Source organism: Lysobacter terrestris, from assembly GCF_014489475.1.
GTDB classification, from domain to species: Bacteria; Pseudomonadota; Gammaproteobacteria; order Xanthomonadales; family Xanthomonadaceae; genus Agrilutibacter; species Agrilutibacter terrestris.
This window is the reverse complement of the sequence record NZ_CP060820.1, coordinates 2,739,375-2,765,224: the sequence shown is the minus strand read 5'-3', so window position 1 is coordinate 2,765,224 and position 25,850 is coordinate 2,739,375. Positions and strand designations below refer to the sequence as shown.

Here is a 25,850-nt window from a genome sequence, read left to right as displayed (position 1 = left end):
TTCAACACGCTCGTTCAACGCGCACGTTCAACACGCACGTTCAAACCGGCACGTTCAAACCCGCACGCACATGACGGCGACCGCGGCGGCGGCGCCGTCATGCATCGCGCACCCGGTCTGGCTCAGCCGTGGTGGTACGCGTCGCGCGGGGCCCAGTGCACGTAGGCGGCGCCCAACACGGCACCGAAGGCCACGTGCGCGAGCGCCGCACCCCAGTTGCGCGCGCCGGCGAACCACGGGAACAACTCCGTGAACCCGTAGAAGTTCACCGCGTACAGCAGCAGGCCATAACCCGCGCCGAGCAGGGTGGCCGCCTTGAGCGAACGCCCCTTGGCGAAGAACGCGAAGACGAACGCGTACGCCAGCGACATCGCGAAGTGCAGGACCACGGCCGCCAGCGTGACCGACAGGTTGGCGGCTTCCGGCGGCGGCAGCATCGCGGTGCCCTGGGTGATGGCCGCGATCATGCGGATCATCACGCCCGGATCGACCCCCATGACGTAGCGGGTGACCAGCAGTTCGAGCACCAGGAAAACCGCGCCGGCGGCGAGCGCCGAGAACACCAGGGCCTTGCCCGAGATGTGCGCGCCGGGAACGGTGAGGTGGGGATGGTGATGGACGATGGCAGGCATAAAGTCCCTCCTTCACGCGGCATCGCGGAAGCAGGCACGTCCTGCCCTGCGCCGGTGCCGCAGGGGCACTACAGCACAGGTTTTGTAAGCACCTTGTGCAGGCTCGGCGCCGGCCGATACCCGCGTCAGTCGTCGAACGCGACCTCGCCGTACAGGTCGTGCTCGTCGCTGCCCATGATCTCGACGTCGACGAACTCGCCCGGCTTCAGCCCGGCCTCGAAGCCGTTCTGGATCTGCACCACGCCGTCGATCTCCGGCGCGTCGGCCATGGAGCGGGCGATCGCCAGTTCGCCGTCGATCGCATCGACCAGGCAGCGCTGCACGCTGCCGACCTTCGCTTCGAGCCGCGCCGCGGAGATTTCCGCCTGCCGCTCCATGAAGCGCGCGAGGCGCTCCTGCTTCACTTCCTCCGGCACGGGGTCGGGCAGCGCGTTCGCCGCCGCGCCCTCCACCGGCGAATAGGCGAACGCGCCGACGCGGTCGAGCTGGGCCTCGTCAAGGAAATCCAGCAGCTCCTCGAACTCGGCTTCGGTCTCGCCGGGGAAGCCGACGATGAAGGTCGAGCGGATCGTCAGGTCGGGGGCAATCGTGCGCCACCGGTGCACGCGCTCGAGCACCTTGTCCACGGCGCCCGGTCGCTTCATCAGCTTCAGCACGCGCGGGCTGGCGTGCTGGAACGGGATGTCCAGGTACGGCAGCAGCTTGCCGTCGGCCATCAGCGGGATGATCTCGTCGACGTGCGGATACGGATACACGTAGTGCAGGCGCGTCCACAGCCCCAGTTCGGACAAGCCCTCGCACAAGGCCTTCATGCGCGTCTGGTACTGCTTGCCGCGCCATTCGCGCTCGGCGTACTTCACATCGACGCCGTACGCGCTGGTGTCCTGCGAGATCACCAGCAGTTCCTTGACGCCGCCCATCGCGAGCTTCTCGGCTTCGCGCAGCACCTGGTCGACCGGGCGCGACACCAGGTCGCCACGCATCGACGGGATGATGCAGAAGCTGCAACGGTGGTTGCAGCCTTCGGAAATCTTCAGGTACGCGTAGTGCTTCGGCGTGAGCTTGATGCCCATGTCGGGCACCAGGTTGATGAAAGGATCGTGCTTCGGCGGCAGCGCCTTGTGCACGGCTTCCATCACGCTCTGGTAGTCCTGCGGACCGCTGATCGACAGCACGCCCGGATGCGCCTCGCGGATCACTTCCTCGCGCTTGCCCAGGCAGCCGGTGACGATGACCTTGCCGTTCTCCGCCAGCGCCTCGCCGATCGCATCCAGCGACTCGGTCACCGCCGAATCGATGAAGCCGCAGGTGTTGACCACGACCACGTCGGCGTCGTCATAGCTCGGCACCAGGTCGTAACCTTCGACCTTGAGCTGGGTGAGGATGCGTTCGGAATCCACCAGCGCCTTGGGGCATCCGAGGCTGACGAAACCGACTTTGGGATTGGCGAGGGACATGGAGCGCAAATTTCCAGAAAAAACAGGCAATTATACCTGCCCGGACGCCCCCCGACCGGCGGCTTGCAGGACAAGGCCGCAAAGCGCTTAAGTAGGCCTCCCCGCCCCCTCTCCCCCGCCCATGAGCCGCTGGATCGACCTGAACGTGCCATACGCAAGCCGGCCCCACGGACCGGTCCGGGCCTGGCGCGCCGAGCCCAGCGGACCTTCGCGCGGCGCCGTGGTCGTGCTGCAGGAGATCTTCGGGGTCAATCCACACATCCGCGCGGTCACCGAGCGTTTTGCCGCCGCGGGCTTCGTTGCGCTCGCGCCCAGCCTGTTCGATCCGATCGAATCCGGCGTGGAGCTCGCCTACGGCGAAGCCGAAACCCAGCGCGGCGTCGCGCTGCGCAACCAGGTCGGCTTCGACCGCGCCGTGGACGTGGTGGCCGCCGCGGCCGAGGTGCTGGAAGAGGAAGGCCTGCGCACCGGTGTGGTCGGCTTCTGCTGGGGCGGCAGCGTCGCCTTCCTCGCCAACACGCGCCTCGGCCTGCCCTCGGTCAGCTACTACGGCGCGCGCAGCGTGCCGTTCCTCGACGAGCCGGCGCGCGCGCCGCTGCTGTTCCATTTCGGTGCGCGCGACAAGAGCATTCCGGCGGGCGACATCGAGCTGCATCGCGCCAAGCAGCCCACGGCGCGCATCTTCGTCTACGAAAGCGCCGACCACGCCTTCAACCGCGACGTCGACAACAGCCATTACCACGCGGAGAGCGCCGCGCTCGCCTGGCAACGGACACTGGATTTCCTCGCCGAGAACCTGCGATGAACCGCACGCCCCCCTCCGTCGGCTGGCACCTGCACCCGCAACTCGCCGAAGACACGCATCCGATCGCGCACTTCACCCTGTGCGACCTGCAGCTCATGGACGACGCCAACCACCCGTGGCTGATCCTGGTGCCGCGGGTGGAACACGCGGTGGAGTGGATCGACCTCAACGAGGCGCAGCAGGTCGAACTCACCCGGGAAATCAGCCGCGCCTCGCGGGTGCTGCAGGCCGTGTTCCGTCCGGACAAACTCAACGTCGCCGCGCTGGGCAACATGGTGCCGCAGCTGCACGTGCACGTGATCGCACGCTTCCGCGAAGACATCGCCTGGCCGCGACCGGTGTGGGGCATGGCCACCGCCCAGCCGTATTCGCCCGAGGAACTCGTGCGCCGTATCGAACGCCTGCGCGCGGCGCTGGCGTGACTGCCGGCCACGACGATCCGCTAATCGAAGCCATCGCCGACGATGCGCTGCTGCTGCGCATCGGCGAACGCATCGATCCGGCGACCAATGCCCGCGTGCATGCGCTGTGCGGACGCATCCGCGCACGGCGGCCGGCATGGCTGCTCGATCTCGTGCCGGCGTACGCCAGCGTCGGCGTGTTCTTCGATCCGGCGCAGATCGGGATGGAAGCCGTCACCGCATGGCTGCGCGCGCAGCTCGCCGCGTCGTCGTCCGCTGCACCTGCGGCCACATCGGCGCCGCGCACGGTGGAAATCCCGGTGGTCTACGGCGGCGAGGCTGGTCCGGATCTCGACAGCGCCGCCGCGGAACTCGGCATCACCGCGCAGGAGCTGGTGCAACGCCACGCCGCGGGCGAGTACGTCGTCGCGATGATCGGCTTCGCGCCGGGCTTTCCGTACCTGCTCGGCCTGGATCCCGCCCTCGCCCTGCCGCGCCTGGCGACACCGCGGACGTCCGTTCCCGCGGGTAGCGTCGGCATCGGCGGCGCGCAGACCGGGCTGTATCCGCGCGAAAGCCCCGGCGGCTGGCGCCTGCTCGGACGCACGCCGCTGGCGTTGTTCGATCCGGCGCGCGAACCGCCCGCGTTGCTCGCGCCCGGGGACCGCGTGCGTTTCCTCGCCGTGGACGCGGCGCCGTGACCCGGCTGCAGGTGCTCTCGCCCGGGCCGCTCACGACGGTGCAGGATCGGGGCCGGACCGGTTGGCGCCATCTGGGCGTGGCGCATTGCGGCGCGCTCGATGCGACCGCTGCGACCCTGGCCAACCGCCTGGTCGGCAACGACGCCGACGAAGCCGTGCTCGAACTCACCCTGCAGGGGCCGACGCTGCAATTCGACCGGCCACTGCGCCTCGCGATCTGCGGCGCCGGCGTGCAGGCGCGCTTCGAATCCGCGACGGGCGAACGCTGCGTGATCGAATCCGGCCGCCCGGCCACCCTGCCCGCCGGCGTCCTGCGCGTGGGTACGCTGCGCAACGGGGCCCGCGCATGGCTTGCGTTCGCCGGCGGGCTCGACGTGCCGCCGGTACTGGGCAGCCGCAGCACCGACCTGCGCGGCGGCTTCGGCGGCCACGAGGGACGCGCGCTACGCAGTGGCGATGCATTGTCCCTGCGCACGCCGCGCACGCTCGCGTGCACACAGGCGCATTCGCCGCGCTGGTGGATCGATCCCGATTTCGACGAACGCGGCCTGCCGATCCGTTACGTGCCGTCGCCACAGGCGGGCGGCGCGCTGCTGGATGGCCGGCAATGGCGCGCGGGCAACCGCAGCAACCGCCAGGGCCTGAGACTGGAGGGCGCAACGCTCGCCAATGAACGCCCCGAGGAGATCTCGGCGCCGGTCGCGCCCGGCACCGTGCAGTTGCCACCCGACGGCCAGCCGATCGTGCTGCTCGCCGACGCGCAGACGGTCGGCGGCTACCCGCGCCTGGGCCACGTGGTCGCCGCGGACCTGCCGCGCCTGGCGCAGCTGCGCCCCGGCGATTCCCTGCGCTTCCAGGCCTGCGACCTGCAAACCGCGACGCACCTCGCTTGCGCCGCGCGCGCGCGCATCGCCAGAATCTCGCTGATGATCGAACGCAAGCTCATCGACCAGAAACTCAACGACTGACTATTCAGGGGAACCCATCAATGAAGGGCAACATCATCGCCGCGCTCGTGCTGATCATCGTCGGCACGCTGTTCCTGCTCAGGAACCTCGGCTTCAACGTGCCGGGCCTGGGCAACCTGATCTCGACCTGGTGGCCGGCGATCCTGATCGTGGTCGGCCTCGGCCTGCTGTTCAACCGCAAGTAGCGCCGGAACGCCGTGCGCATCGACTTCAACTGCGACCTGGGAGAAGGCTGCGGCGACGATGCCGCGATCATCCCCCTCGTCACCTCGGCCAGCATCGCCTGCGGCGCGCATGCCGGCGACGAAGCCACGATGCGCGCGACCCTGCGTCTGTGCCGCGAACACGGCGTCGCCGCCGGCGCGCACCCGGGCTACGCCGACCGCGCCAACTTCGGCCGCGTGGAGCTGCCGCTGCCACCGGCGGAGATCGAGCGGATGGTCGCGGCGCAGATCGCCACGCTCGCCGCCATCGCCGCGTCCGAAGGCATGCGCCTCGCGCACGTGAAGCCGCACGGCGCGTTGTACAACGTCGCCGCGCGCGACCGCGTCGTGGCCGATGCCATCGCCGCCGCGGTGGCGCGTTTCGATCCACGACTGATCCTGTTCGGGCTGTCGGGCTCGCAGCTCACCGCCGCCGGCGAAGCCGCGGGCCTGCGCGTCGCGCACGAAGTGTTCGCCGAACGCCGCTACGAAGCGCAAGGCACGCTGACCCCGCGCAGCCGTGACGACGCGGTGATCCACGGCCTCGACGAAGCCATCGCCCAGGTGCGCGGGTTCGTCCGCGAGCAGGCCGTGACCGCGCGCACCGGCGAGCGGCTCGCGCTGCGTGCCGACACCCTGTGCCTGCACGGCGACCGCGCCGATGCCGCGCAGTTCGCGCGCGCGATCCGCGACGCGCTGCACGTCGATGGCGTCGACATCCTGCCGGTGGGAGCGATCGCATGAACTACTGGCCCCTGCTCGGCATCGCGGTGGTGGTGGTCGGCTTCGCCCTGCGCCTGAACCCGGTGCTAGTGGTGGTGAGCGCCGGCATCGTCAGCGCGATGGCCGCGGGCATGTCTCTGCCGGACCTGCTGGCCCTGCTCGGCGAGAGCTTCGTGTCGAACCGCGCCCTGCTGCTGTTCTGCTTCACCCTGCCGACGATCGGCCTGCTGGAGCGCGCGGGCCTGCGCGAGCACGCACTGGCATGGATCGCACGCCTGCGCGGCGTCACCATGGTGCGCCTGTTGATCATCTACCTCGCCGTCCGCCAGGGCCTGAGCATGGTCGGCCTGATCGATATCGCCGGCCACGCCCAGACCGTGCGCCCGCTGCTGGCACCGATGGCCGAATCCGCGGCGGAGAAGACCCACGGCGAACTCGACCGCGCCCAGACCCAACGCGTGCACGCGCTGGCTGCGGCGACCGACAACGTCGGCCGTTTCTTCGGCGAGGATGTGTTCATCGCCTTCGGTGCGGTGCTGCTGATCCAGGGTTTCTTCGCCCAGCACGGCATCTCGCTGACGCCGATCCAGATCGCGCTGTGGGCGGCGCCGACCGCGCTGGCCGCCTTCGTCATCCATGCCGTGCGCATCGCGGTGTTCCAGCGCCGCCTGCCGCGCAACGTGCAGGAGGCCCCGCATGCTGCGGATTGAGCACTTCTACGTCCTGCTCGCGGTCTTCCTGGCCTACACCAGCTGGCACAACCTGCGGGCGAAACGTTACGCGCATGCCGGATTCTGGGGCCTGGTCGCCCTGCTGTTCGCGACCGGCGAATTCGTCCTCACCGCCAGCAAGGCCGGCGACAAGCTGCCCGCGCAGATGGCGGGCATCGCAGTCATCGCGATGGCGGTCCTCGCCACGCGCATGCGCCGTGAACACATCGCGGAAGCGCCCGAAGAGCAACGCCGCGCATCCGCGCAGCGGCTGGGCCACCGCCTCTTCGGGCCCGCACTGGTGATTCCGCTGGCGACGGTGCTGATCGTGCTGCTCGGCGCGAAGCTGCGCATCGGCAACGTCGCGCTGTTCGCCGAAGGCAACATCGCCCTACCGGCGCTGGCGGTCGCAAGCATCCTTGCGGCGTTCGCGGCACTCGCGATCACCCGCACGCGCCCGCTGCAGGCGCCCATCGAAGGCAGCCGCCTGCTGGAAACCATCGGCTGGGCCGCGCTGCTGCCGCTGGTGCTGGCCACGCTGGGCGGCGTCTTCGCCGCAAGCGGCGTCGGCGAGGCGGTTTCGTCGCTGGTGACCGCGGTGATCCCCGCCGACAACCGCATCGCCTGCCTGCTCGCGTTCGGCCTGGGCATGGTGTTGTTCACCATCATCATGGGCAACGCGTTCGCCGCGTTCCCGGTGATGATGGCGGGCATCGGCCTGCCGCTGCTGATCCAGCGCCACGGCGCCGATCCGGCCGCGCTCGGCGCACTCGGCATGCTCACCGGCTACTGCGGCACGCTGATGACGCCGATGGCGGCCAACTTCAACCTGGTCCCGGCCGCGCTGCTCGAACTCGACGACCCCAATGCGGTCATCCGCGCGCAGTTGCCCACCGCGATCGTGCTGATGCTGACCAACCTGATGCTGATGTACTGGCTGGTATTCCGGTGAGCACGACGAAGCCGCGCACGGTGCTGTTGACCGGATTCGCGCCATTTGGCGGCGAAACGGTCAATCCAAGCTGGCAGGCCGCGCAGCAATTGCATGGGCGCCGCATCGGCGGGCATCGCATCGTCGCGCGGCAGTTGCCCGTGGCATTCGGCGCGTCGCTGAAGGAACTGCGCAGCGCCATCCGCGAGGTCAAGCCATCACTGGTGCTGTGCGTCGGCCAGGCCGGCGGACGCGCGGCGATCGCGCTGGAGCGCGTCGCCATCAACGTCGACGACGCGCGGATTCCCGACAACGCCGGCGCGCAGCCGATCGATGCGGCAATAGTCGTGGATGGCCCCGCGGCCTACTTCACCGGCCTGCCGATCAAGGCCATGCTCGATGCGCTGCGGGCGGCCGGCATCCCGGCCGAGGTCTCGCAGACGGCGGGCACCTACGTGTGCAACCACGTCTTCTACGGATTGATGCACGCCCTGCGCAACCGCCGCATCCGCGGCGGCTTCGTGCATATCCCGTATTCGCCCGAGCAGGCCGCGCATCACCCGGGTGCGCCGAGCCTGCCGGTCGAGACCGTCGTCGACGGCCTGCGCATCGCACTGCGCACGGCCCTGGAAACCGGTGCCGACCGCAGGATCGCGGCCGGCGCAGAACACTGACGACCGCCAGTTGCGGTCAGGTCCGCGGCAGCGTGACGCCCACCTGCCCCTGGTACTTGCCGCCGCGGTCGCGGTACGAGGTTTCGCAGACTTCGTCGGACTGGAAGAACAGCATCTGCGCGACGCCTTCGTTCGCGTAGATGCGCGCCGGCAGCGGCGTGGTGTTGCTGAACTCGAGCGTCACGTGGCCTTCCCATTCCGGCTCCAGCGGCGTGACGTTGACGATGATCCCGCAGCGCGCGTACGTGCTCTTGCCCAGGCACACCACCAGCGTGTCGCGCGGGATGCGGAAGTACTCGACGGTGCGCGCCAGGGCGAACGAATTGGGCGGAATCACGCAGTAGTCGCCTTCGACGTCGACGAAGCTGCCGCTGTCGAAGTGCTTGGGATCGACGATCGTCGAATTGATGTTGGTGAAGATCTTGAACTCGCGCGAGCAGCGCACGTCGTAGCCGTAGCTGGAGGTGCCGAAGCTGACGATGCGTTCGCCGGCGGCGTCGGTCTTGACCTGGCCGGGTTCGAACGGCTCGATCATGCCGTGTTGTTCGGCCATGCGGCGGATCCAGCGGTCGGACTTGATGCTCATGCGGGTGCGGCGTTCCGGGCGTAAGGAACGGCGATTCTAGCCGTTTTGATCCGACCGCTTGGCCCGGCCGCTCGTTGGCCGCGCCCGCCAAAAAAGAAGGCCCGGCAGGAGCCGGGCCTTCGGGGACGACGGTTGCTGGATCAGAAGCCGCTGACGTTGAGGCGGCCGCCGGTCAGGACCTTGCCGCTGAGCGACGCGGTCGGCACGGCCGAGCCCAGGATCGCGGCCTTGATGTCGGCCGCGGTCGCGCCCGGGTGCGACGAGGCGTACAGCGCCGCGGCGCCGGTCACGTGCGGGGTGGCCATCGAGGTGCCGTTGTAGCTGGCGTAGCCCGACACCAGCTTGCCCTTGGAGCTGACCGGAACGGTCGAGTAGATGCCCGAACCCGGCGCACCGATGTCGACCGTGGTCGGACCCCACTGCGAGAAGCTCGACAGGCCGCCGGTGCTGGTGGTCGATGCGACCGCGATGACGTTCGCGTTCGGGTAGTTCGACGGATAGCTGGCAGTGGTGTCGTTGTTGTAGGCGTCGTTGCCGGCCGCGGCGATGAACAGGATGCCCGCGCTGTCGGCGCGGCCGATCGCGTCCTGCAGCGCCTGCGAGAAGCCACCGCCGCCCCAGGAGTTGTTGGTCGCGACGATGTTCAGGCCGTGACGCGCCTTCAGGTCGTTGAAGTAGTCGATCGCCTTGATCGCGTTGGCGGTGGAACCGCCGCGGCGACCGAGGAACTTGCCGCTGATCAGCTTGACGCCGCTCCAGCACACGCCGGCCACGCCCTTGCCGTTGCCGCCGATGCCGGCGATCGTGCCCGACACATGCGTGCCGTGGTCGTCGCTGGCACCGCCCGAGTTGATGTTGTTGGTGTTGCCCTCGAAGTCCCAGCCACGCACGTCGTCGACGTAGCCGTTGCCGTCGTTGTCGATACCATCGGCCGGATCGTACGGGTTGGTCCAGATGTTGGCGGCGAGGTCTTCGTGGTTGTAGAAGATGCCTTCGTCGATCACGCCGACGACGACGCCATTGCAGCTGGTGTGGCCGGCGGCCCAGGCTTCAGCGGCCTGCGAGCCGTACTGGTTGGCTGGCGACGATGCATCGCCGTACATGCCCCACAGCGAACCGTTGGAGTAGTAGCTGTCGTTGGACGTCGCGTGGTGCTGGTAGGTCCAGTTCGGTTCGGCGTATTCGACGTTCGGGTTGGCAGCCAGCGCGCTCACGGTGGCGGCGATGTCCTTGCCGGCCGGCAGGCGCATCAGGGCGAGCTCGCCCTTCTTGCCGTTGCCTTGGCGAACCACGTCGAGCTTCTCGGCGCCCAGTCCCTGGCGGACGGCCGTCTGCTGCGCCGCGGTCGAACCGTCGCGGAACTTCACCAGCAGCTCGCCGGCTTGGTGAGCCTTGCCGGCCTTCAGGCCCGCCAGCACGAGATCCGGGCGACCGCCGGCAACGGCGGCGGAAGACAGACCCAGCGTGGCGATCACGGCGGCGGACAGCGCCGCGGTACGGAACGGATGCTTCATAACGATGGACCCTCAGGGGATTGGACTTGGCAGCACAGCCGGCCCAGACCGTGCAAGGAAACGCGGCCCTGCGGCCGCGTCAGTCCGAATGTATTACCGCACCGGTCGCGTGCATGCTGCGCCGCAGCACACCCGCAGCCCGGCGGTCACCCCAAAAGCGAAACGGCAAGCGGCCTTGCAACGCTGGGGCGCTTGGCGAGCTCGATCGCCACCCGACGAGCGGCTTGCTGAAAGTGATGAGCGGCAGCCGATTCAGGTTCTGCAGCAACGATGGGCGTGCCGGCATCGCCCTGCTCGCGCACGGCGGCTTCCAGCGGCAGGCTGCCCAGGAGGGGGACGCCGTACTGCGCCGCCATCCGCTGACCGCCGCCCTCGCCGAAGATGTGTTCGGCATGGCCGCAGTTGGAGCAGACGTGCACGGCCATGTTCTCCACCAGGCCGAGCACCGGCACCTCGACCTTCTCGAACATCTTCAGGGCCTTGCGCGCATCCAGCGTGGCCACGTCCTGCGGGGTGGTCACCACGACCGCCCCGGCAACCGGGATCTTCTGGGCCATGGTCAGCTGGATGTCGCCGGTACCCGGCGGCAGGTCGAGGATGAGGTAGTCCAGGTCGCCCCAACGCGTCTCGGAGAGCAGCTGGGTCAGCGCCGAAGTGGCCATGGGTCCGCGCCAGATCATCGGCGTGTCCTGGTCCACCAGCAGGCCGATCGACATCGCTTCCACGCCGTGGGCGCGCAGCGGCTCGATGGTCTTGCCGTCCGGGCTGTCGGGACGGCCGCTCAGGCCCAGCATCACGGGTACGCTCGGCCCGTAGATGTCGGCGTCCAGCACGCCCACCTTGGCCCCGTCGGCAGCGAGGGCCAGGGCAAGGTTCACCGCCACCGTCGACTTGCCGACCCCGCCCTTGCCCGCGCCCACGGCAATTACGTTGCGGACGTTGGGCAGCGGGGAAAGCTTGTCCTGTACGGCGTGGCTGGCGATGCGGGAGGTCAGGGACAGCGCGGAGAGGGTCAACCCGGCCTCGGCCGCCACTTGGCTTGCTTCGCCGCGAAGCCAGGCTTCCATCCAGTCACCCGGAAAGCCCAGCGACACATCCACCGCAACCCGACCATCGGACTGGGCGACCCTGATTCGGGCGCCCATCTGGTCCAGGGTGAGGCCATTGCCGGAAAACACCCGGCTACCGAGCCGCGACTGCAGGGAATCGTTCAAGGAAGAGTCGTCCGGGGAGGTCATGTCGCTTTGCAGCATTTTAGGTCTTTGTGCGCATTTGCCCAGCCCGGCTAAAAGCTTGCGATCACAAGCAAGCAGGCAGACTCGGCAAACTTTTGGGTTGCGCAACCGTGACACCGCTGTTAATCACATGTTAATTTCGGGTTGTTGCTCATCCAACGCCAGGGGCCGGCGAAGCAACTTCAGTAACAAAGCAGTCCATCAACGATCCAAGGGGAAATAGATGCCAGTTCGCAATAATCGGCTGCAGCGCAGCCGCCTGAGCCGTGCCTTGTTCGCGGCGCTCCTGATGCCTGTCGCCGGCGGCGCGTTCGCCCAGGACAGCGATGCGCAGACCACCAGCACCCAGAAGGAAGAAGCCACTGAGCTCGATTCCGTCGTCGTGGTCGGCTCGCGCATCAAGCGCGCGGAGATCGAAGGCCCGGCACCGGTCACGGTGATCACCCGCGCAGACATCGATCGCGAAGGATTCCAGACGGTCGGCGACATGCTGCAAACGCTGACCCAGAACACGACCAGCTCGTTCACCGGCGACCTCGCAGTGTCGGGCTTCACGCCGAATGCCCAGGTGGTGAACCTGCGCAACCTCGGTCCCGGTTACACGCTGACGCTGATCAATGGTCGTCGCCCGGCCCAGTACCCGCAGCCGTACAACCGCGACAACAACATCGTCAATGTGCGCGCGATCCCGTCCGCCATCATCGAACGCGTCGAAGTCCTTACCGGCGGCGCCTCGGCCATCTACGGTTCCGACGCGGTCGCTGGCGTGGTCAACATCGTCACGCGCAAGAATTTCGACGGCAACCAGCTGCGCGGCACTGTCGGAACCACGGCCGAAGGCGGCGGTGACTCCGTTGCGCTTGAATACACCGGCGGCCAGGTGGGTGACCGCTGGTCCACCGTCTACGCCCTGCAATACGGCGAAAACGAACCGGTATTCGCGTCGCAGCGTGACGCGCTCAACGACCTGCGCCATGGCCCCCTCGGCGACCGGGCCAACCCGTCGCTGGCGCTGGTCGCTATCTCCGGCTTCACCGGCCGTAACGTCCTCTACCCTGGCGCCGACGTCTGCGACCGCTTCGGTTACACCACGCGCACCACGGCGTCGCGCGGCACGTTCTGCGGCCCGTTCGACCAGGTTGCTGCCCGTTCGATCTCCAACAAGAATCGCTACTACAGCGCCTATGGCTACGGCACGTTCGACCTGACCGACAACGTGCAGTTGTTCGGCAGCGCGACGATGTACGACAGCCAGGCCAAGGCCAGCAGCGGCATCGAGTTCTGGAGCACCAGTGGTGACCAGTTCACCGCCGATGACAGTGGCAACCAGACCACCTATTACTACGACCCCGAACTGGACGACCTGGTCCTGCTGCAGCGCATCTTCAATCCGTTCGAACTGGGCGGACCCGAAGCCGCAACCACGAAGTTCGACGAGTCGACCTACACGGTGATGGGCGGCGCGAGCGGCACCCTCGGCGACCGGTTCGACTGGGAAGCGTCACTCGAGCATTCCAAGTACGAGTACCGCGCCGATCGTCCGCGCCTGCTCTCGAAGGCCGTGCACGACTACTTCCTCAGCCCCCTCCAGGGTTACCTGCCCTTCGGCGGCACGAATTACCCGATCTATACGATCAACCGCGACCACTGGCTGAACCCGATCACCCCGGAAATCTACCGTTCGATGTCGACCCGGGTCATCAACGAGGGCGACACCAGCGCGACCACGTTCAATGCGAACATCAGCGGCGACCTGTTCGAATTGCCGGCGGGCGCCGTGGGCTTTGCTGGCGTGCTTGAAGCCGGCCGACAGGCCGTCGACCTGCGCAGCGATCCGCGCACCGATCAGCTCCGCCCGATCGATGACCAGACCATCTACAACCTGGTCAGCTCCGGCCGCACCGAAGGCGAGCGCAACCGCTACGCGGCGGGCGTGGAGTTCCGCGTGCCGATCTTCAGCACGTTGAGCGCACAGCTGGCGGCCCGCTACGACAAGTACGACGACATCACCGCCGTCGACGATGCCGTTACCTACAACCTGGGCCTGGAATACCGTCCGTTCGACAACCTGCTCGTCCGCGGCAGCTACGCAACCAGCTTCCGTGCTCCGGACATGCAGCTGGTCTACGCCGCTGGCGCCGCATCGTTCTCGACCATCTTCGACGAATACGCGTGCCGCAGCGGTACGGGCACCAACGCCGCCCAGGGTCCGCAAACCCGCGACGAGTGCCTTGATGCCGACAACGACCCGTCGGTGTACCAGGCCAAGACCCTGATCGCCGGCAACCCGGGCCTCGAGGAAGAAAAGGGCGAGTCGTTCAGCTACGGCTTCGTGTGGGACATCATCGACGGCATGACGCTGACCGCCGATTACTACCGCATCAAGCTCGAAGACGCTGCTTCGCAGCTGGGTTCCGATTACATCCTCGAATCGGAAGCCGCATGCCGCCTGGGCACCTACGCCGATGGCACTCCGGCCAAGGACGCCTCGTTCTGCTCGCAGATCGCCAGCCTGATCACGCGCACTGGCGTGAACAACCAGATCAACCAGATCAACGACGCCTACATCAATACCGCGCTCCAGGACACCAGCGGCGTCGACGCTACGTTCGAGTACAAGCTTGATACCGATCGTCTGGGCACGTTCGGTCTGAACCTTGGTTACTCGATGGTGTTCACCAACAAGTACCGCCAGTTCGATGACGAGCCGTTGGTCGACTATCGCGACGTCCCGCCGTCGCGCAACATCGTCTACCCGGAGCGCAGCCGAGTTCGTGGTTCGGTCAGCTGGGAGCGCGGCGACTGGTCGACGACGGTGTTCGGCATCCGCTACGGTTCGGCATTCAGCAATGCTGAGCGCAACGGCCAGAACGCGGCCGGCAAGGAGTTCGGTCGTCGCCTGCAGCCGTACATGCTTTACAACCTGCAGTTCGGCAAGAAGTTCGGCGACAGCGTCAAGGCTGACTTCACCATCATCAACGTGCTGAACAACCAGTTCCGCGAGGACAACAGCTTCACCGGTTATCCGTTCTTCAACTACGCACTCGGTGCCGACCCCCTGGGCCGCCGCTTTGCGCTGTCGGTGACGTACAAGTTCTGATCCACAAGCAAGAGCTGCAACCAAGAAGCCCGGCGCAAGCCGGGCTTCTTTTTTGCTGAATGAACATCGGCACCCGCCCTCAGTACGCCACCGGATGCGGTATAAAGACCGTAAACCACGCCGCCGGCGCGGTTGGATCAACAAGTCCGGAGGGGGACTGATCGATGCGCACCAAACTGCTCTGCTCGCTGCTTGCCCTGCCGCTGCTCGCGGCGTCCGCGATGGCCTTCGCCCAGTCGGCGGGTTCGCCGGCCGGCCGCTGGAAGACCTACGACGAGGACACCAACAAGCCGCGTCTCATCGTCGACATCTACCAGGCCAAGAACGGCTCTTACGCGGCCAAGGTCGTCGAGACCCTGTTCGCGCCCGACGCGACCTGCACCTCCTGCACCGGCGCCAACAAGGGCAAGCCGATGAAGGACATGGTCATCGCCTGGAACCTCAAGCCCGATGGCGAGAACAAGTTCTCCGGCGGCACGGTGCTCAAGCTCGCCAACGGCAAGACCTACAAGTCCAAGGCCGAACTGGTCGACGGCGGCAAGAAGTTCAACATCTACGGCTGCGTCGGCTTCATCTGCAAGCACCAGACCTGGACGCGCGAGCACTGAGTCGCGCCACGATGCACGCATTGCAGGAAACGGCCCGTCTGCGGGCCGTTTCCTTATCCAGCCACCGCATCCCCGGGATCCACACATGCTCCTGAAGCCCATGCTCATCGCCCTGCTGCTGGCGGCACTGCCTGGCATCGCCCACGCCCAGCAGGCTTCGCCGATCGGTCGCTGGCGCACGGTCGATGACGAAACCGGCAAGGCGAAATCCGTCGTCGAGGTCTACCAGGCGCGCGATGGCAGCTATGCCGGCAAGGTGGTGGAAATCCTCGATACCAGCGATGGTCCCAATCCGCTGTGCAACAAATGCGCCGGCGCCAATCGCAACAAGCCGATCAAAGGCATGGTGATCCTGTGGGGATTGCGACCCGCAGGCAGCGGCTGGGACGGCGGCATGGTGCTGGATCCGGAACGCGGCAAGTCATACCGATCGAAGCTGCAGCTGCGCGAGGACGGCCGCAAGCTGGGCGTCTCCGGCTGCATCGCCTTCATCTGCCGCTCGCAGGAGTGGCTGCGCGATCCGGCCTGACGGCCGCTTCTAGGACAGCGCTCCCGCGGACGGGACCCCGGGGAGAACACGGTCGCGTGCGATAATCGCCGCCCCCTCGCACGCCCCGTCTCCATGTCCCGCGACCTGCTCGTCACCTGCGCCCTGCCCTACGCCAATGGCCCGCTGCACCTGGGCCACCTGGTCGGTTACATCCAGGGCGACATCTTCAAGCGCGCGCAGCGCATGGCGGGCAACACCGTGCATTTCGTCTGCGCCGACGACACCCACGGCACGCCGATCATGCTCGCGGCCGAGAAGGCCGGCACCACGCCGGAGGCATTCATCGCCGCGACCCAGGTCGGCCATGAGCGCGACTTCGCCGCGTTCGGCGTCGACTTCGACCACTACGACTCGACCAACTCCGAGCGCAACCGCGTCCTGACCGAGCAGTTCTACCTGGCGCTGGAGAAGAACGGCCACATCCAGCGCCGCGCGGTGGCGCAGCTGTACGACCCGGTGAAGGGCATGTTCCTGCCCGACCGCTACGTGAAGGGCATCTGCCCGAACTGTGGCACCCCGGACCAGTACGGCGACAACTGCGAGAACTGCGGCGCCACCTACTCGCCGACGGAACTGAAGGAGCCGCGCTCGGTCATCAGCGGGGCCACGCCGGTGATCCGCGAGTCGGAGCATTTCTTCTTCGAAGTCGGCCATTTCAGCCAGTTCCTGCGCGAGTGGCTGGCCGGCGACGTCGCCACGCCCGGCGTGAAGGCCAAGCTACTGGAATGGCTGGACGCCGAGGGCGGCCTGCGCGCGTGGGACATCTCGCGCGATGCGCCCTACTTCGGTTTCGAGATCCCCGGCCACCCGGGCAAGTACCTGTACGTGTGGCTGGATGCGCCGATCGGCTACCTGGCCAGCTTCAAGGCGCTGAGCGAGCGCGAGGGCATCGACTTCGACCGCTACCTCACGCCCGGCAAGCCGACCGAGATGCACCACTTCATCGGCAAGGACATCGTCAACTTCCACGGCCTGTTCTGGCCGGCGGTGCTGCACGGTTCGGGCCATCGCGCGCCGACGCGCCTGCACGTCAACGGCTACCTGATGGTCAACGGCGAGAAGATGTCGAAGTCGCGCGGCACCTTCATCATGGCGCGCACCTTCCTCGACCACGGGCTCGCGCCCGAAGCGCTGCGCTACTACTTCGCGACCAAGACCTCGGGCGGCGTCGACGACGTCGACCTCAACTTCGCCGACTTCACCGCACGCGTGAACTCGGACCTGGTCGGCAAGTTCGTGAACCTGGCCAGTCGCTGCGCCGGCTTCATCGAGAAGCGCTTCGACGGGATGCTCGCCGCCACGCTGCCCGACCCGGCGATGTACGAGCGCTTCGTCGCGCAGCTCGCACCGATCGCCGAGGCCTACGGCCGCAACGAAGCCGCCACCGCGTTGCGGCTGGCGATGGCGCTGGCCGACGACGCCAACAAGTACATCGACGAGCACAAGCCGTGGGTGCTGGCGAAGCAGGAAGGCAGCAACGTGGAACTGCAGGCCGTGTGTACGCAGGGGCTGAACCTGTTCCGCGTGCTCACCGCCGCGCTGAAGCCGGTGCTGCCGCGCGTCGCGCAGCAAGCCGAGACCTTCCTCAACGCGCCGGTCGCGGGCTGGAACGACCTGCAGGCACCGCTGCTGGCGCACCGCATCGCCGCCTACGCGCCGCTGTTCACCCGCATTGACCCGAAACAGATTGAAACCATGATCGACGCTTCCAAGGAAAACCTGCAGCCCACCGCGCCGGCCACGCCTGCAACCGCGACGCCCGCGACTTCGGCCCCCGCCGCCAAGCCGGCGGCGAGCGAACCGGCCGCGGCCGCCACGACGGCCACCATTGGCATCGACGACTTCGCCAAGCTCGACCTGCGCGTCGGCAAGGTGCTCGCCTGCGAATTCGTCGACGGCTCGGACAAGCTGCTGCGCTTCGAGCTGGATGCGGGCGAACTGGGCAAGCGCCAGATCTTCTCCGGCATCCGCGGTTCCTACGCCGAGCCGGAAAAGCTGGTGGGCCGCAGCGTCGTGTTCATCGCCAACCTGGCGCCGCGCAAGATGCGCTTCGGCCTGAGCGAAGGGATGATCCTGTCCGCCGGCTTCGATGGCGGCTCGCTGCACCTGCTCGATGCGGACAGCGGCGTGCAGCCGGGCATGCCGGTGCGCTGAGGCCGCCCGCCTCGCTGTCGACGGGCGAGCCGCCCTGCATGAGCCCCGACCTGATCGAACGCCTCGACCGCATCCTGCCGCAGACCCAATGCGGCCAGTGCGGTTTCGCGGGCTGCCGGCCGTACGCGGAAGCGCTCGCGCGCGGCGAAGCGGAGGTCGATCGTTGCCCGCCCGGCGGCGACGCCGGTGCGCACGCCCTGGCCCGCGTGCTGGGCGTGCCAGCCCGGCCCTACGACCGCACGCGCGGCGAACACAAGCCCGCGCAGGTCGCGCTGATCGTGGAAGCCGATTGCATCGGCTGCACCAAGTGCATCCAGGCCTGTCCGGTGGACGCCATCATCGGCGGCGCGAAGCACATGCACACGGTGATCGAGCCGCTGTGCACGGGCTGCGAGCTGTGCGTGCCCGCCTGCCCGGTGGATTGCATCGAACTGGTGCCCGCGTAACCGCGGGGCGGCGCGCCTTGGCGAATGCCTACTTCGGCGCGCGGCAGGCCGAGCAGATCCGCTCGACCTTGTAGCCCTTCGCCCGCAGCTGCTCGACGACGCCGTCCGCGCCCAGCAGGTGCATGGCGCCCACGACCACGAGCACGTCGCCCTTGCGCGAGCCGTCCAGCATCTGCCGCAGCTGGGGCACCCAGGCGTTGTTCCGCTCGACGTTGAGGATGCGGTAGGTCCGCGGCGTTTCCTTGCGGACGTCATCGACGGCTAGCGCGCTCAAGCGCTTCACGTCGCCGTTGCGCCAGGCCACGTGCGTGTCGTTCAACTGCCGGGGCACTTCACCTGGCTTGGTGAAGTAGTCGCGCAACCCTTGGACCTGTTCGTCCATGGGCGAAGCGTCGAGCACCCGCAGCTGCTCGTCGGCGGTTTCGAGCCCGGACACCGGCTTGTTGGCGGCGGCAGCGCGACGCGCCAGGTGCATGTCGAGCCCGTACTCCGGACTGAAGCCCAGCTGCTGCGATACGCCGATCACCAGGCCGAGGCTGATGAACCAGGGCTCGATGGGATCCAGCTGCGCCAACCGTTCCGCGCCGAGCACCTGCGCCATTTTTTCGCGCACGTCGGGCGGCAGCACCTGGCTGAGCGTGCGGCCATCGGCGTAGCCGGCCAGCTGCTGCATCTTCAGCGCCAGCGCCGGGTCGGTGAGTTCGGCGGGCGGCACTTCGAAGACCACCTTCCCGGCACGCTCGAACGCCCTGTCCACGTCCGTGGACAACGGATAGTCATCGGCCTTGAGCAGGTGGAAGGAGCCGAGCAGGTAGATGGCGTTGTCCCGGTCCGACACCTTCCACAGCAAGGGCGTCGGCGGCGCCTTCGCAGCCACAGCGGGTGCCGGCGTCGCTTCCGTCTTCGTCCATGCATGCACCGCCGGCGCCAGCAGCGCGCAGCCCAGCAGGGAGGCGGCGAGAGTCTTGCCGTGGCGGCCGAACAGGACCGACTTCATGGACGTTGCTTTCATCGCCGCTGGTTTCATGAGCGCTTCGGCTTCTCGAAGTGGTAGGTCTTCTCGCCGGCAACGATCTGCAGGTCGAGGCGGTTTTCCGGCGGCGGCAGCGGGCAGGTCGCGAAGGCGGTAAACGCGCACGGCGGGTTGTAGCTCTTGTTGAAATCGAGCACGACGGTGCCGCTGGCGTCCGGCTTGGCGGCTTCGAGGAAGCGGCCGGCCGGATAGCTGCCGTGGCCGCTGGTGCGGTCGGCGAAGACCAGCGACAGGCTGCCGTCGCCTTCGTCCAGCGCCTCGATGCGGTAGGTCTGGCCGTCGCGCTCGAATTCCACGGTGCCGGGGTTGGGCACGTCCTCGGTGGTGCCGACGATGTTCGCGATGGGGATGACCTTGCCGGGCGCGTTCGGCACGAACTTCGCCCTGACGATCCAGTCCGCGCCGCCCGGCCAGTACTCGATGCCCTTGAACTGGGTGCGCGTGGTTGCATCGGCGTGCTTCACCCGCAACGCGTAGCGGTCGGCACGCTTGATGACGGTGATGATGCCCTTGCCGTCGTCGAAGCCGAGCTGGCTCGGGCCGTCGGGATCGGCGTCGCTGAGCAGGGTCACCGCGCCCTTGAGCGGCGCGCCGTCGAAGGTGATCGCTGCACCCTTCTCGGGCACCAGGCGGATGCGGTCGCCCTTGCGCGAAATCATGCCGACGTGCGCAGGGCCCGCCGCGATGCGGATGCCGTTGTCGGCATCGCTGCCGAAGTAGTGCTCGCCTTCCTCCAGCCAGTGCAGGCCGACCAGGCTGGTCCAGCCATCGGGCCGGGTCAGCCGCGCGGTGCGTTCGTTGCGCCAGCCCTGCTGGGTGGCGCTGAATGCCTGCGCCTTCGCTTCGGCGGCCTTCTGGATCGCCTCCTTGTCCTTGCAGCCGGCCACCACGAACGCCAGCAGCAACAGGGGAGCCAGGTGCTTCATCTTCGACATCAACGTCCTCGCAGGAACCAGCGATCGATTTCGGGCAGGGAAAAGCGCGCCCAGGTCGGGCGGCCATGATTGCACTGCCCGGAGCGCTCGGTCACTTCCATTTCCCGCAGCAGGGCGTTCATTTCCGGCAAAGTGAGACGCCGGTTCGCGCGCACGGCGCCGTGGCAGGCCATGGTCGCCAGCAGTTCGTCACGGGCTGCGGCGACACGTCGGCTTTCGCCGTGCTCGCGCAGGTCGGCGAGAACGTCGCGCAACAGCGCTTCCACGTCGCCATGGGCCAGCAGCGCCGGCACCGAACGCAGCAGCAGCGATTGCGGCCCGCTGCGGGTCAGCTCGAAGCCCAGTGAAGCCAGGGTCGCCGCTTCGCGTTCGGCCACGTCGGCTTCGCGCTCGGCCACCGACACCGTCAATGGCACCAGCAGCGGCTGCATGCGCACGCCTTCGCCGTCGTGCGCGTACTTGAGCTTCTCGTAGCCGATGCGTTCGTGCGCGGCGTGCATGTCGACGACGATGAGACCGTCGGCGTTCTCGGCCAGGATGTAGATGCCGTGCAACTGCGCGATCGCGTAGCCCAGCGGCGGCATGGTCGCCTCTTCGCTGGACGGCAACGGCATCGGCGCTGCTGAGGCGGTCGAAGTAGCGGGAGTCGCACTGCCATACAGCGATGCGTAGCCGGCCCGGGCTTCGGCGACCTGCTGCAGGCCCAGCGGCGATTGCGGCGCGGCGGCGTTCCAGCGGTAGCCGGCGTCGGCGGTCGGCTCCATGGCCGCCATCGGCAACGGCGCGCTGCCCGCGCGTGTTTCCGCCAGGGCGTCGTTGAGCGTGCGGTAGACGAAATCGTGGATCAGGCGCGCATCGCGGAACCGCACCTCGTGCTTGGCCGGATGCACGTTGACGTCGACGCGGCGCGGATCGAGTTCGAGGAACAGCACGTACGCCGGTTGCCGGCCGTGGAACAGCACGTCCGCATAGGCCTGCTTCACCGCATGCGCCACGCTGCGGTCGCGCACGGCGCGGCCGTTGACGTAGAGGTACTGCTGGTCGGCGCTGGCGCGGTTGTAGACCGGTTGCGCGATCCAGCCGTGCAGGCGCAAACCCGCGGCGGCATGGTCGATGCGCAGGGCATGGTTGGCGAACTCCTCGCCCAAGGCTTCATGCAACCGCACTTCGGAAAGCAGGTCGCCCTCGCCCTTCCAGCGGCGCGACGCCTTGCCGTTGTGCGAAACGCGCAGCTCCACGTCCGGTCGCGCCAACGCCAGCTGGCGCAGCCATTCCTCGATGTGGCCGAGCTCGGTGCGCTCGGCCTTGAGGAACTTGCGCCGCGCCGGCACGTTGAAGAACAGGTCGCGCACTTCCACCGTGGTGCCCTGCGGGTGCGAACGCGGGGACACGTCGCCGACGCGCCCGCCGTCGATCTCCAGCGCCGCGCCGTGCGGCGAGCCGTCGTGGCGCGAGATCAGCGCGAAGCGGCTGACCGAGGCGATCGACGGCAAGGCTTCGCCGCGGAACCCGAGCGTCGCCACGCCTTCCAGGTCGTCCAGCGAAGCGATCTTGCTGGTGGCATGGCGCGACACCGCGAGCGGCAGGTCGGTGGCCGGAATGCCGCCGCCGTCGTCGCGGATGCGGATCAGCCGGACCCCGCCTTCCTCGAGGTCGATGTCGATGCGACGCGCACCGGCATCGAGCGCGTTCTCGACGAGTTCCTTGACCACCGAAGCCGGTCGTTCGACGACTTCGCCGGCGGCGATCTGGTTGATGAGGGTATCGGGGAGCTGTCGTATCGCCACGGCATGAACGGCGTCGGGCGCCGTCGAAGATTCTGAGCCGGGATGATATGCGGCGCGCGGCCGCAATCCCACACGCGGTGGCGCGATTACCGGCTGCCGCCGCCTGCGCCGGCGATCGCCGGGATTTCCGCGGCCGCCTGCGCGGCGTAGAGCGTGCCCGGCGGCGGCTGGCGCACGAAGTAGGTATTGACGCCGTCGAGCACCGCGCGGGCCAGCTGGCGCTGGTAGTCGGGGTCGCCGAGGCGGCGTTCCTCGTCCGGATTCGAGATGAACGCGGTTTCCACCAGCATCGCGGGCATGTCGGAAGTGCGCAGCACGGCGAAGTTGGCGCGCTCGACATGCGGCTTGTGGTTGCGGCCGATGCGGCTGAGGCCGTTGAGCACGTGCGCCGCGGCGTCCTCGGAGGCCTTCATCTGGCCGCTCTGGGTCAGGTCGATCAGCACGGAGGCCAGCGTGCCGCTGGTCTTCTCCAGGCGCACGCCGCCGATCAGGTCGGACGAGTTTTCCTTGTCGGCGAGCCAGCGCGCGCGCTGCGACGAGGCACCCTTGAGCGAGAGCACGTACACCGACGAGCCGTTGGCGGCACGGTTCTCCGCGGCGTCGGCATGGATCGACACGAACATGTCCGCACGGGCCTGGCGCGCCAGCTGGGCTCGACGGTTGAGCGGAATGAAGACGTCGTTGTCGCGCGTCAGGTAGGCCTTGAGGCCGGGCGTGGCGTTGATCTGGCGCGCCAGTTCGCGCGCGATGGCCAGCGTCACGTCCTTCTCGCGCTTGCCGTTCTGGCCGGTGGCGCCCGGGTCCTGGCCGCCGTGGCCGGCGTCGATGGCGATGACCAGCGGACGCATGCCGCGGCTGCGCATCACGTCCTTCATGGTCTTGACCGAATCGGCCGGCGCGACGGTCGTTGCCGACGGTGCCACTGTCGGCGCCGTCGCGATCGTCGCCGCGGCAGCCGGCGGCTGCGACGGCGTCGCCGTGCCTGCGGCCGGTGCACGCACGAGCGCGCCCTGCGCCTGCGCGGTGGCCGCTGGGGTATCGAATTTCTTGACCTCGCCGCGCGTTGCCAGCTCGGTGATCAGCTTGGTCGTGGCGGCGTTGGATGCGGCGATGTCGCCAACGGCGGCCGGAGCGGTCGTCGGCGCGGCTTGCGGCGGCTGTGCCGTGGTCGTGGCGACGGTGACCGGCGGCTTGGCGGCAACGATAGCGGCCTCTTCGCCGTCGCCGGGCCATTCGAGCACCAGGCGCGGGCCCGCGGCGCCCTGTTCGATGCGCGGCTTGAGCACGGCCACCGGCTGCGCCAGGTCGAACACGATGCGCGCCGTGCCGGGTTCCGGCTGGCCGGTCCGCACCGCCTTGATCAGGCCGGCGCCGTCCGGCAGGGTCAGGCCGCGACGCACCTGGGTCGCGGGCAGGTCGACGACCAGACGCTCCGGGGCGGACAGGCGGATGAGCTTGAATTCGGCGGGCTTGTCGAGCGCGATCTCGGCGCGGGTGCCCGTGGCGCCGTTGCTGACCTGCAAGCCATTGATTTCACTGGCGTGCGCGAGGTTCCAGACCAGCGCCGACAAGAGCGCCATGCCTAGCAGAAACTTCTGGACGGTCGCCCCCGATACGCGCATGGGCCGTAGTCAAGCATCGGCGATCGCATTCGTCAAGCACTTTTCCCTTACGAATCCGGCACCTGGCGCTCTTTCCTCTGGAAGCATTCAGGAGTCGGTTGCAACTTCGGTGGTTTTTACCGCCTGCAAACGCGCCAGCCACTCCCGCCCGGCTTCCGTGACCGCGATCACGCTCGCCTGCCGGCCATGGCCCGCGACCTCCAGGTCCAGCCGCAGATCGGGGGTGGGCAGGAAACCGCCACCGCGCTCGGGCCATTCCACCAGCCACAGGGTGGCCTCGTCGCTGTCGAGCCCCAGGAACTCCAGCTCGGCACCGTCGCCGATGCGGTACAGGTCGAGGTGCCAGGCTTCGCCGCCACCCGGTAGCGGGTAGCGCTCCACCAGCGTGTAGGTCGGGCTGCGGATCGCACCGGTCACGCCCAGTTCGCGCAGCAACGCGCGCGCGAGCGTGGACTTGCCGGCGCCCAGGTCGCCATGCAGGTGCACCACGCCGCGCACGGGCCGCGTGCGCGCGAGCGCACCGCCCAATGCATTCGTGGCCTCGGTGTCTTCAAGCAGCATCGGAATCACGGAATGGTTCCTGCGTTGGCGAATCGGCGCAGCCACGGCATCAAATCCGAAGGCAGCAGGCCACGTTCGCCATTATCCGCGGCCGCGTCGCCGGCTGCCGCATGCAGCAAGGCACCAGCGCAGGCGGCGTCGAAGGCCGGCAGTCCCTGCGCGCGCAATGCGGCGATCGTGCCGGTGAGTACGTCGCCCATGCCACCCGTCGCCATGCCCGGGTTGCCGGCGCCGATCACGCAGGGCAGCCGGTCCGGCGCGGCGACGATGCTGCCCGCGCCCTTCAGCACCACGGTGCAGCGGTAGCGCGCGGCGAGTTCGCGCGCGGCGCGGCAGCGGTCGACCTGCACCTGCACAACGGTTGAATCGAGCAGGCGCGCGGCTTCGCCTGGGTGGGGCGTGATGATCGAATCGTCCGGCAGCGGCGTCTGCGAAGACGCGAGCAGGTTGAGTGCATCCGCGTCCAGCACCAGCGCCTTGCCGCTGGCGAGGCATTGCTGTTGCAGCGCGCGGCCCCACGCGCCCTGCCCCAGCCCGGGCCCGAGCGCCACGACACCGGCTTTTTCCAGCAGTGCAGCGAAGCCGGCGCTGTCGTCCAGCGCATGCGCCAATACTTCCGGCGTGCGGGTCAGCAACGCCGTCACGTGCTGCGGCCGCGTGGCGACATCGACCAGACCCGCGCCGCAACGCAGCGCCGCTTCCGCGCACAGCAGGATCGCGCCGCCGCCACCGTGGTCGCCGCCGACGCACAACACGCGGCCGTTGGAACCCTTGTGCGAATCGCGGCGACGCGGCTGCAACCAGCGCGCCAGCTGCGACGCTTCGACCAGCTCGGCCGCCGGCGCGGCTCCGCCGATGTGGTGTGGCGACAGTTCCAGCGTTGCCAGCGCCGTGATGCCGACATGATCCAGCGCGGCACCGGTGTGCAATCCGGTCTTGCTTGCGATGAATTCCAGCGTCCGCGCCGCGAATACGGCCGTGCCCGGCACGCTGCCGCGATCGCAATCCACGCCGCTGGGCGCGTCGAGCGAAAACACCGGCGCATCGTGCCGGTTGATGGCCTCGATCAGCGCGGTGCTTTCGACATCCGGTGCGCGCGACAGACCGATGCCGAACAGCGCATCAATCACCACATCGGCTTGGGACAGGCCTGCTTCGAAGGTTTGCACGCGTCCACCAGCGGCCTCGTAATCCGCGGCCGCGCGCATCGCCAGCTCGCTGCGCGGCGCGTGCTGCGCCAGACGCACCACGTCCACCTGCCGCCCGGCCATGAGCGCATGGCGCGCAAGCACGTAACCGTCGCCGCCGTTGTTGCCGGGGCCGCACACCACCACGATCCGCTGCGCCTGGGGCCAATGGGCCAGCAGTTCCCGCCAGGCGGCCTGCCCGGCCCGGCGCATCAACTCGAAGGCGTCGCCGAGCTCGGCGGCCGCGCGCCCTTCCACGCCGCGCAGGGCGGCGCAATCGAACAGGGGGAAAATGCCTGGCATCGCTGGATTTTATACTTGGTGCAC

General features: G+C 68.2%; 24 protein-coding genes and 2 pseudogenes. 14 read left to right on the top strand and 12 right to left on the bottom strand.

Annotated features, from left to right (window positions below; translation table 11 throughout):
- Positions 1–122: 122 nt before the first annotated feature.
- Complete coding sequence (locus H8B22_RS12910; protein ID WP_187711806.1) at positions 123–632, bottom strand: hypothetical protein; 510 nt, start codon at positions 630–632, stop codon at positions 123–125.
- 125 nt (positions 633–757) lie between these two features.
- Positions 758–2,089: a 30S ribosomal protein S12 methylthiotransferase RimO gene (rimO, locus tag H8B22_RS12905; RefSeq protein ID WP_187711805.1), complete on the bottom strand. Its 1,332-nt coding sequence runs from the start codon at positions 2,087–2,089 to the stop codon at positions 758–760.
- A gap of 121 nt (positions 2,090–2,210) precedes the next feature.
- Here rimO and H8B22_RS12900 point away from each other — a divergent pair, with 121 nt between their 5' ends.
- Genes H8B22_RS12900 through pcp form a run of 9 tightly spaced genes read left to right on the top strand, consistent with a single transcriptional unit; the run spans position 2,211 to position 8,205 of the window.
- A complete protein-coding gene (locus H8B22_RS12900) occupies positions 2,211–2,894 on the top strand; it encodes a dienelactone hydrolase family protein (RefSeq protein ID WP_187711804.1) in 684 nt (227 codons plus the stop codon).
- Entirely contained in the window at positions 2,891–3,316 is a 426-nt protein-coding gene (locus H8B22_RS12895; protein ID WP_187711803.1) for an HIT family protein, read from the top strand. Before H8B22_RS12900 ends, H8B22_RS12895 begins: the two co-directional genes overlap by 4 nt.
- Positions 3,313–3,996 (top strand): 5-oxoprolinase subunit PxpB, encoded by a 684-nt coding sequence (pxpB, locus tag H8B22_RS12890; RefSeq protein WP_208456899.1) that lies wholly within the window; start codon positions 3,313–3,315, stop codon positions 3,994–3,996. The genes H8B22_RS12895 and pxpB overlap by 4 nt, the downstream gene beginning before the upstream one ends.
- Complete coding sequence (locus H8B22_RS12885; protein ID WP_187711802.1) at positions 3,993–4,964, top strand: 5-oxoprolinase subunit C family protein; 972 nt, start codon at positions 3,993–3,995, stop codon at positions 4,962–4,964. Before pxpB ends, H8B22_RS12885 begins: the two co-directional genes overlap by 4 nt.
- Positions 4,965–4,984: 20 nt before the next feature.
- The gene (locus H8B22_RS12880; protein WP_187711801.1) at positions 4,985–5,149 is read left to right on the top strand and encodes a LiaI-LiaF-like domain-containing protein; all 165 of its coding nucleotides are present in this window, start codon (positions 4,985–4,987) and stop codon (positions 5,147–5,149) included.
- Between the two features lie 12 nt (positions 5,150–5,161).
- Positions 5,162–5,911, top strand: a complete 750-nt coding sequence (locus tag H8B22_RS12875; RefSeq protein WP_187711800.1) for a 5-oxoprolinase subunit PxpA — start codon at positions 5,162–5,164, stop codon at positions 5,909–5,911.
- Positions 5,908–6,600, top strand: coding sequence for a DUF969 domain-containing protein (locus H8B22_RS12870; RefSeq protein WP_187711799.1), 693 nt, complete (start codon positions 5,908–5,910; stop codon positions 6,598–6,600). The genes H8B22_RS12875 and H8B22_RS12870 overlap by 4 nt, the downstream gene beginning before the upstream one ends.
- Positions 6,587–7,552, top strand: coding sequence for a DUF979 domain-containing protein (locus H8B22_RS12865; protein ID WP_187711798.1), 966 nt, complete (start codon positions 6,587–6,589; stop codon positions 7,550–7,552). The genes H8B22_RS12870 and H8B22_RS12865 overlap by 14 nt, the downstream gene beginning before the upstream one ends.
- A complete protein-coding gene (gene pcp, locus H8B22_RS12860; RefSeq protein WP_187711797.1) occupies positions 7,549–8,205 on the top strand; it encodes a pyroglutamyl-peptidase I in 657 nt (218 codons plus the stop codon). The genes H8B22_RS12865 and pcp overlap by 4 nt, the downstream gene beginning before the upstream one ends.
- 16 nt (positions 8,206–8,221) lie before the next feature.
- Here pcp and dcd read toward each other — a convergent pair whose 3' ends face one another.
- The 3 genes from dcd to apbC all read right to left on the bottom strand — a co-directional run bounded on the left by dcd (position 8,222) and on the right by apbC (position 11,543).
- A complete protein-coding gene (gene dcd / locus H8B22_RS12855; protein WP_187711796.1) occupies positions 8,222–8,791 on the bottom strand; it encodes a dCTP deaminase in 570 nt (189 codons plus the stop codon).
- 140 nt (positions 8,792–8,931) lie between these two features.
- Positions 8,932–10,305, bottom strand: coding sequence for a S8 family serine peptidase (locus H8B22_RS12850; RefSeq protein WP_187711795.1), 1,374 nt, complete (start codon positions 10,303–10,305; stop codon positions 8,932–8,934).
- A gap of 146 nt (positions 10,306–10,451) precedes the next feature.
- Positions 10,452–11,543, bottom strand: coding sequence for an iron-sulfur cluster carrier protein ApbC (gene apbC, locus H8B22_RS12845; RefSeq protein WP_407060855.1), 1,092 nt, complete (start codon positions 11,541–11,543; stop codon positions 10,452–10,454).
- Positions 11,544–11,763: 220 nt separating this feature from the next.
- Between apbC and H8B22_RS12840 the strand changes: the two genes are divergently transcribed.
- From H8B22_RS12840 to rnfB, 5 genes are all read left to right on the top strand, one after another.
- Positions 11,764–14,640, top strand: coding sequence for a TonB-dependent receptor domain-containing protein (locus H8B22_RS12840; RefSeq protein ID WP_187711794.1), 2,877 nt, complete (start codon positions 11,764–11,766; stop codon positions 14,638–14,640).
- Positions 14,641–14,804: 164 nt separating this feature from the next.
- Positions 14,805–15,248: a DUF2147 domain-containing protein gene (locus H8B22_RS12835; protein ID WP_187711793.1), complete on the top strand. Its 444-nt coding sequence runs from the start codon at positions 14,805–14,807 to the stop codon at positions 15,246–15,248.
- Positions 15,249–15,333: 85 nt separating this feature from the next.
- On the top strand, positions 15,334–15,777 hold the full coding sequence (locus tag H8B22_RS12830) for a DUF2147 domain-containing protein (protein ID WP_187711792.1): 444 nt from the start codon (positions 15,334–15,336) through the stop codon (positions 15,775–15,777).
- Between the two features lie 93 nt (positions 15,778–15,870).
- Positions 15,871–17,952, top strand: coding sequence for a methionine--tRNA ligase (gene metG / locus H8B22_RS12825; protein ID WP_187711791.1), 2,082 nt, complete (start codon positions 15,871–15,873; stop codon positions 17,950–17,952).
- Between the two features lie 38 nt (positions 17,953–17,990).
- Positions 17,991–18,398 (top strand): Rnf electron transport complex subunit RnfB, encoded by a 408-nt coding sequence (rnfB, locus tag H8B22_RS12820; protein WP_187711790.1) that lies wholly within the window; start codon positions 17,991–17,993, stop codon positions 18,396–18,398.
- A gap of 28 nt (positions 18,399–18,426) precedes the next feature.
- Here the strand turns inward: rnfB and H8B22_RS12815 are convergent, their stop codons facing one another.
- The 7 genes and pseudogenes from H8B22_RS12815 to H8B22_RS12790 form a co-directional block, all read right to left on the bottom strand.
- A complete protein-coding gene (locus H8B22_RS12815; RefSeq protein ID WP_187711789.1) occupies positions 18,427–19,410 on the bottom strand; it encodes a TraB/GumN family protein in 984 nt (327 codons plus the stop codon).
- Between the two features lie 11 nt (positions 19,411–19,421).
- A complete protein-coding gene (locus H8B22_RS12810; RefSeq protein WP_187711788.1) occupies positions 19,422–20,366 on the bottom strand; it encodes a DUF1684 domain-containing protein in 945 nt (314 codons plus the stop codon).
- Positions 20,366–20,950, bottom strand: a pseudogene (mutL, locus tag H8B22_RS15015) (DNA mismatch repair endonuclease MutL); the annotation flags it as partial. The pseudogene mutL (H8B22_RS15015) and the gene H8B22_RS12810, both read right to left, overlap by 1 nt.
- 195 nt (positions 20,951–21,145) lie before the next feature.
- Positions 21,146–22,153 (bottom strand): annotated as a pseudogene (mutL, locus tag H8B22_RS15010) (DNA mismatch repair endonuclease MutL); the annotation flags it as partial.
- Positions 22,154–22,239: 86 nt separating this feature from the next.
- On the bottom strand, positions 22,240–23,733 hold the full coding sequence (locus tag H8B22_RS12800) for an N-acetylmuramoyl-L-alanine amidase (protein ID WP_225876205.1): 1,494 nt from the start codon (positions 23,731–23,733) through the stop codon (positions 22,240–22,242).
- Between the two features lie 129 nt (positions 23,734–23,862).
- Positions 23,863–24,336 carry a tRNA (adenosine(37)-N6)-threonylcarbamoyltransferase complex ATPase subunit type 1 TsaE gene (tsaE, locus tag H8B22_RS12795; RefSeq protein WP_187713651.1) on the bottom strand — a complete coding sequence of 158 codons (474 nt, stop codon included), beginning with the start codon at positions 24,334–24,336 and terminating at the stop codon, positions 23,863–23,865.
- A 5-nt stretch (positions 24,337–24,341) separates the two neighbouring features.
- Positions 24,342–25,826 (bottom strand): NAD(P)H-hydrate dehydratase, encoded by a 1,485-nt coding sequence (locus H8B22_RS12790; RefSeq protein WP_187711785.1) that lies wholly within the window; start codon positions 25,824–25,826, stop codon positions 24,342–24,344.
- Between the last annotated feature and the right edge of the window lie 24 nt (positions 25,827–25,850).

Bases quoted from the DNA above. Each gene is read 5' to 3' on its own strand.
- H8B22_RS12910 (WP_187711806.1), bottom strand. From the start codon at position 632: ATGCCTGCCATCGTCCATCACCATCCCCACCTCACCGTTCCCGGCGCG.
- rimO (WP_187711805.1), bottom strand. From the start codon at position 2,089: ATGTCCCTCGCCAATCCCAAAGTCGGTTTCGTCAGCCTCGGATGCCCC.
- H8B22_RS12900 (WP_187711804.1), top strand. From the start codon at position 2,211: ATGAGCCGCTGGATCGACCTGAACGTGCCATACGCAAGCCGGCCCCAC.
- H8B22_RS12895 (WP_187711803.1), top strand. From the start codon at position 2,891: ATGAACCGCACGCCCCCCTCCGTCGGCTGGCACCTGCACCCGCAACTC.
- H8B22_RS12880 (WP_187711801.1), top strand. From the start codon at position 4,985: ATGAAGGGCAACATCATCGCCGCGCTCGTGCTGATCATCGTCGGCACG.
- H8B22_RS12870 (WP_187711799.1), top strand. From the start codon at position 5,908: ATGAACTACTGGCCCCTGCTCGGCATCGCGGTGGTGGTGGTCGGCTTC.
- H8B22_RS12865 (WP_187711798.1), top strand. From the start codon at position 6,587: ATGCTGCGGATTGAGCACTTCTACGTCCTGCTCGCGGTCTTCCTGGCC.
- dcd (WP_187711796.1), bottom strand. From the start codon at position 8,791: ATGAGCATCAAGTCCGACCGCTGGATCCGCCGCATGGCCGAACAACAC.
- H8B22_RS12850 (WP_187711795.1), bottom strand. From the start codon at position 10,305: ATGAAGCATCCGTTCCGTACCGCGGCGCTGTCCGCCGCCGTGATCGCC.
- apbC (WP_407060855.1), bottom strand. From the start codon at position 11,543: ATGACCTCCCCGGACGACTCTTCCTTGAACGATTCCCTGCAGTCGCGG.
- H8B22_RS12840 (WP_187711794.1), top strand. From the start codon at position 11,764: ATGCCAGTTCGCAATAATCGGCTGCAGCGCAGCCGCCTGAGCCGTGCC.
- H8B22_RS12835 (WP_187711793.1), top strand. From the start codon at position 14,805: ATGCGCACCAAACTGCTCTGCTCGCTGCTTGCCCTGCCGCTGCTCGCG.
- H8B22_RS12830 (WP_187711792.1), top strand. From the start codon at position 15,334: ATGCTCCTGAAGCCCATGCTCATCGCCCTGCTGCTGGCGGCACTGCCT.
- metG (WP_187711791.1), top strand. From the start codon at position 15,871: ATGTCCCGCGACCTGCTCGTCACCTGCGCCCTGCCCTACGCCAATGGC.
- rnfB (WP_187711790.1), top strand. From the start codon at position 17,991: ATGAGCCCCGACCTGATCGAACGCCTCGACCGCATCCTGCCGCAGACC.
- H8B22_RS12815 (WP_187711789.1), bottom strand. From the start codon at position 19,410: ATGAAAGCAACGTCCATGAAGTCGGTCCTGTTCGGCCGCCACGGCAAG.
- H8B22_RS12810 (WP_187711788.1), bottom strand. From the start codon at position 20,366: ATGTCGAAGATGAAGCACCTGGCTCCCCTGTTGCTGCTGGCGTTCGTG.
- H8B22_RS12800 (WP_225876205.1), bottom strand. From the start codon at position 23,733: ATGGCGCTCTTGTCGGCGCTGGTCTGGAACCTCGCGCACGCCAGTGAA.
- tsaE (WP_187713651.1), bottom strand. From the start codon at position 24,336: ATGCTGCTTGAAGACACCGAGGCCACGAATGCATTGGGCGGTGCGCTC.
- H8B22_RS12790 (WP_187711785.1), bottom strand. From the start codon at position 25,826: ATGCCAGGCATTTTCCCCCTGTTCGATTGCGCCGCCCTGCGCGGCGTG.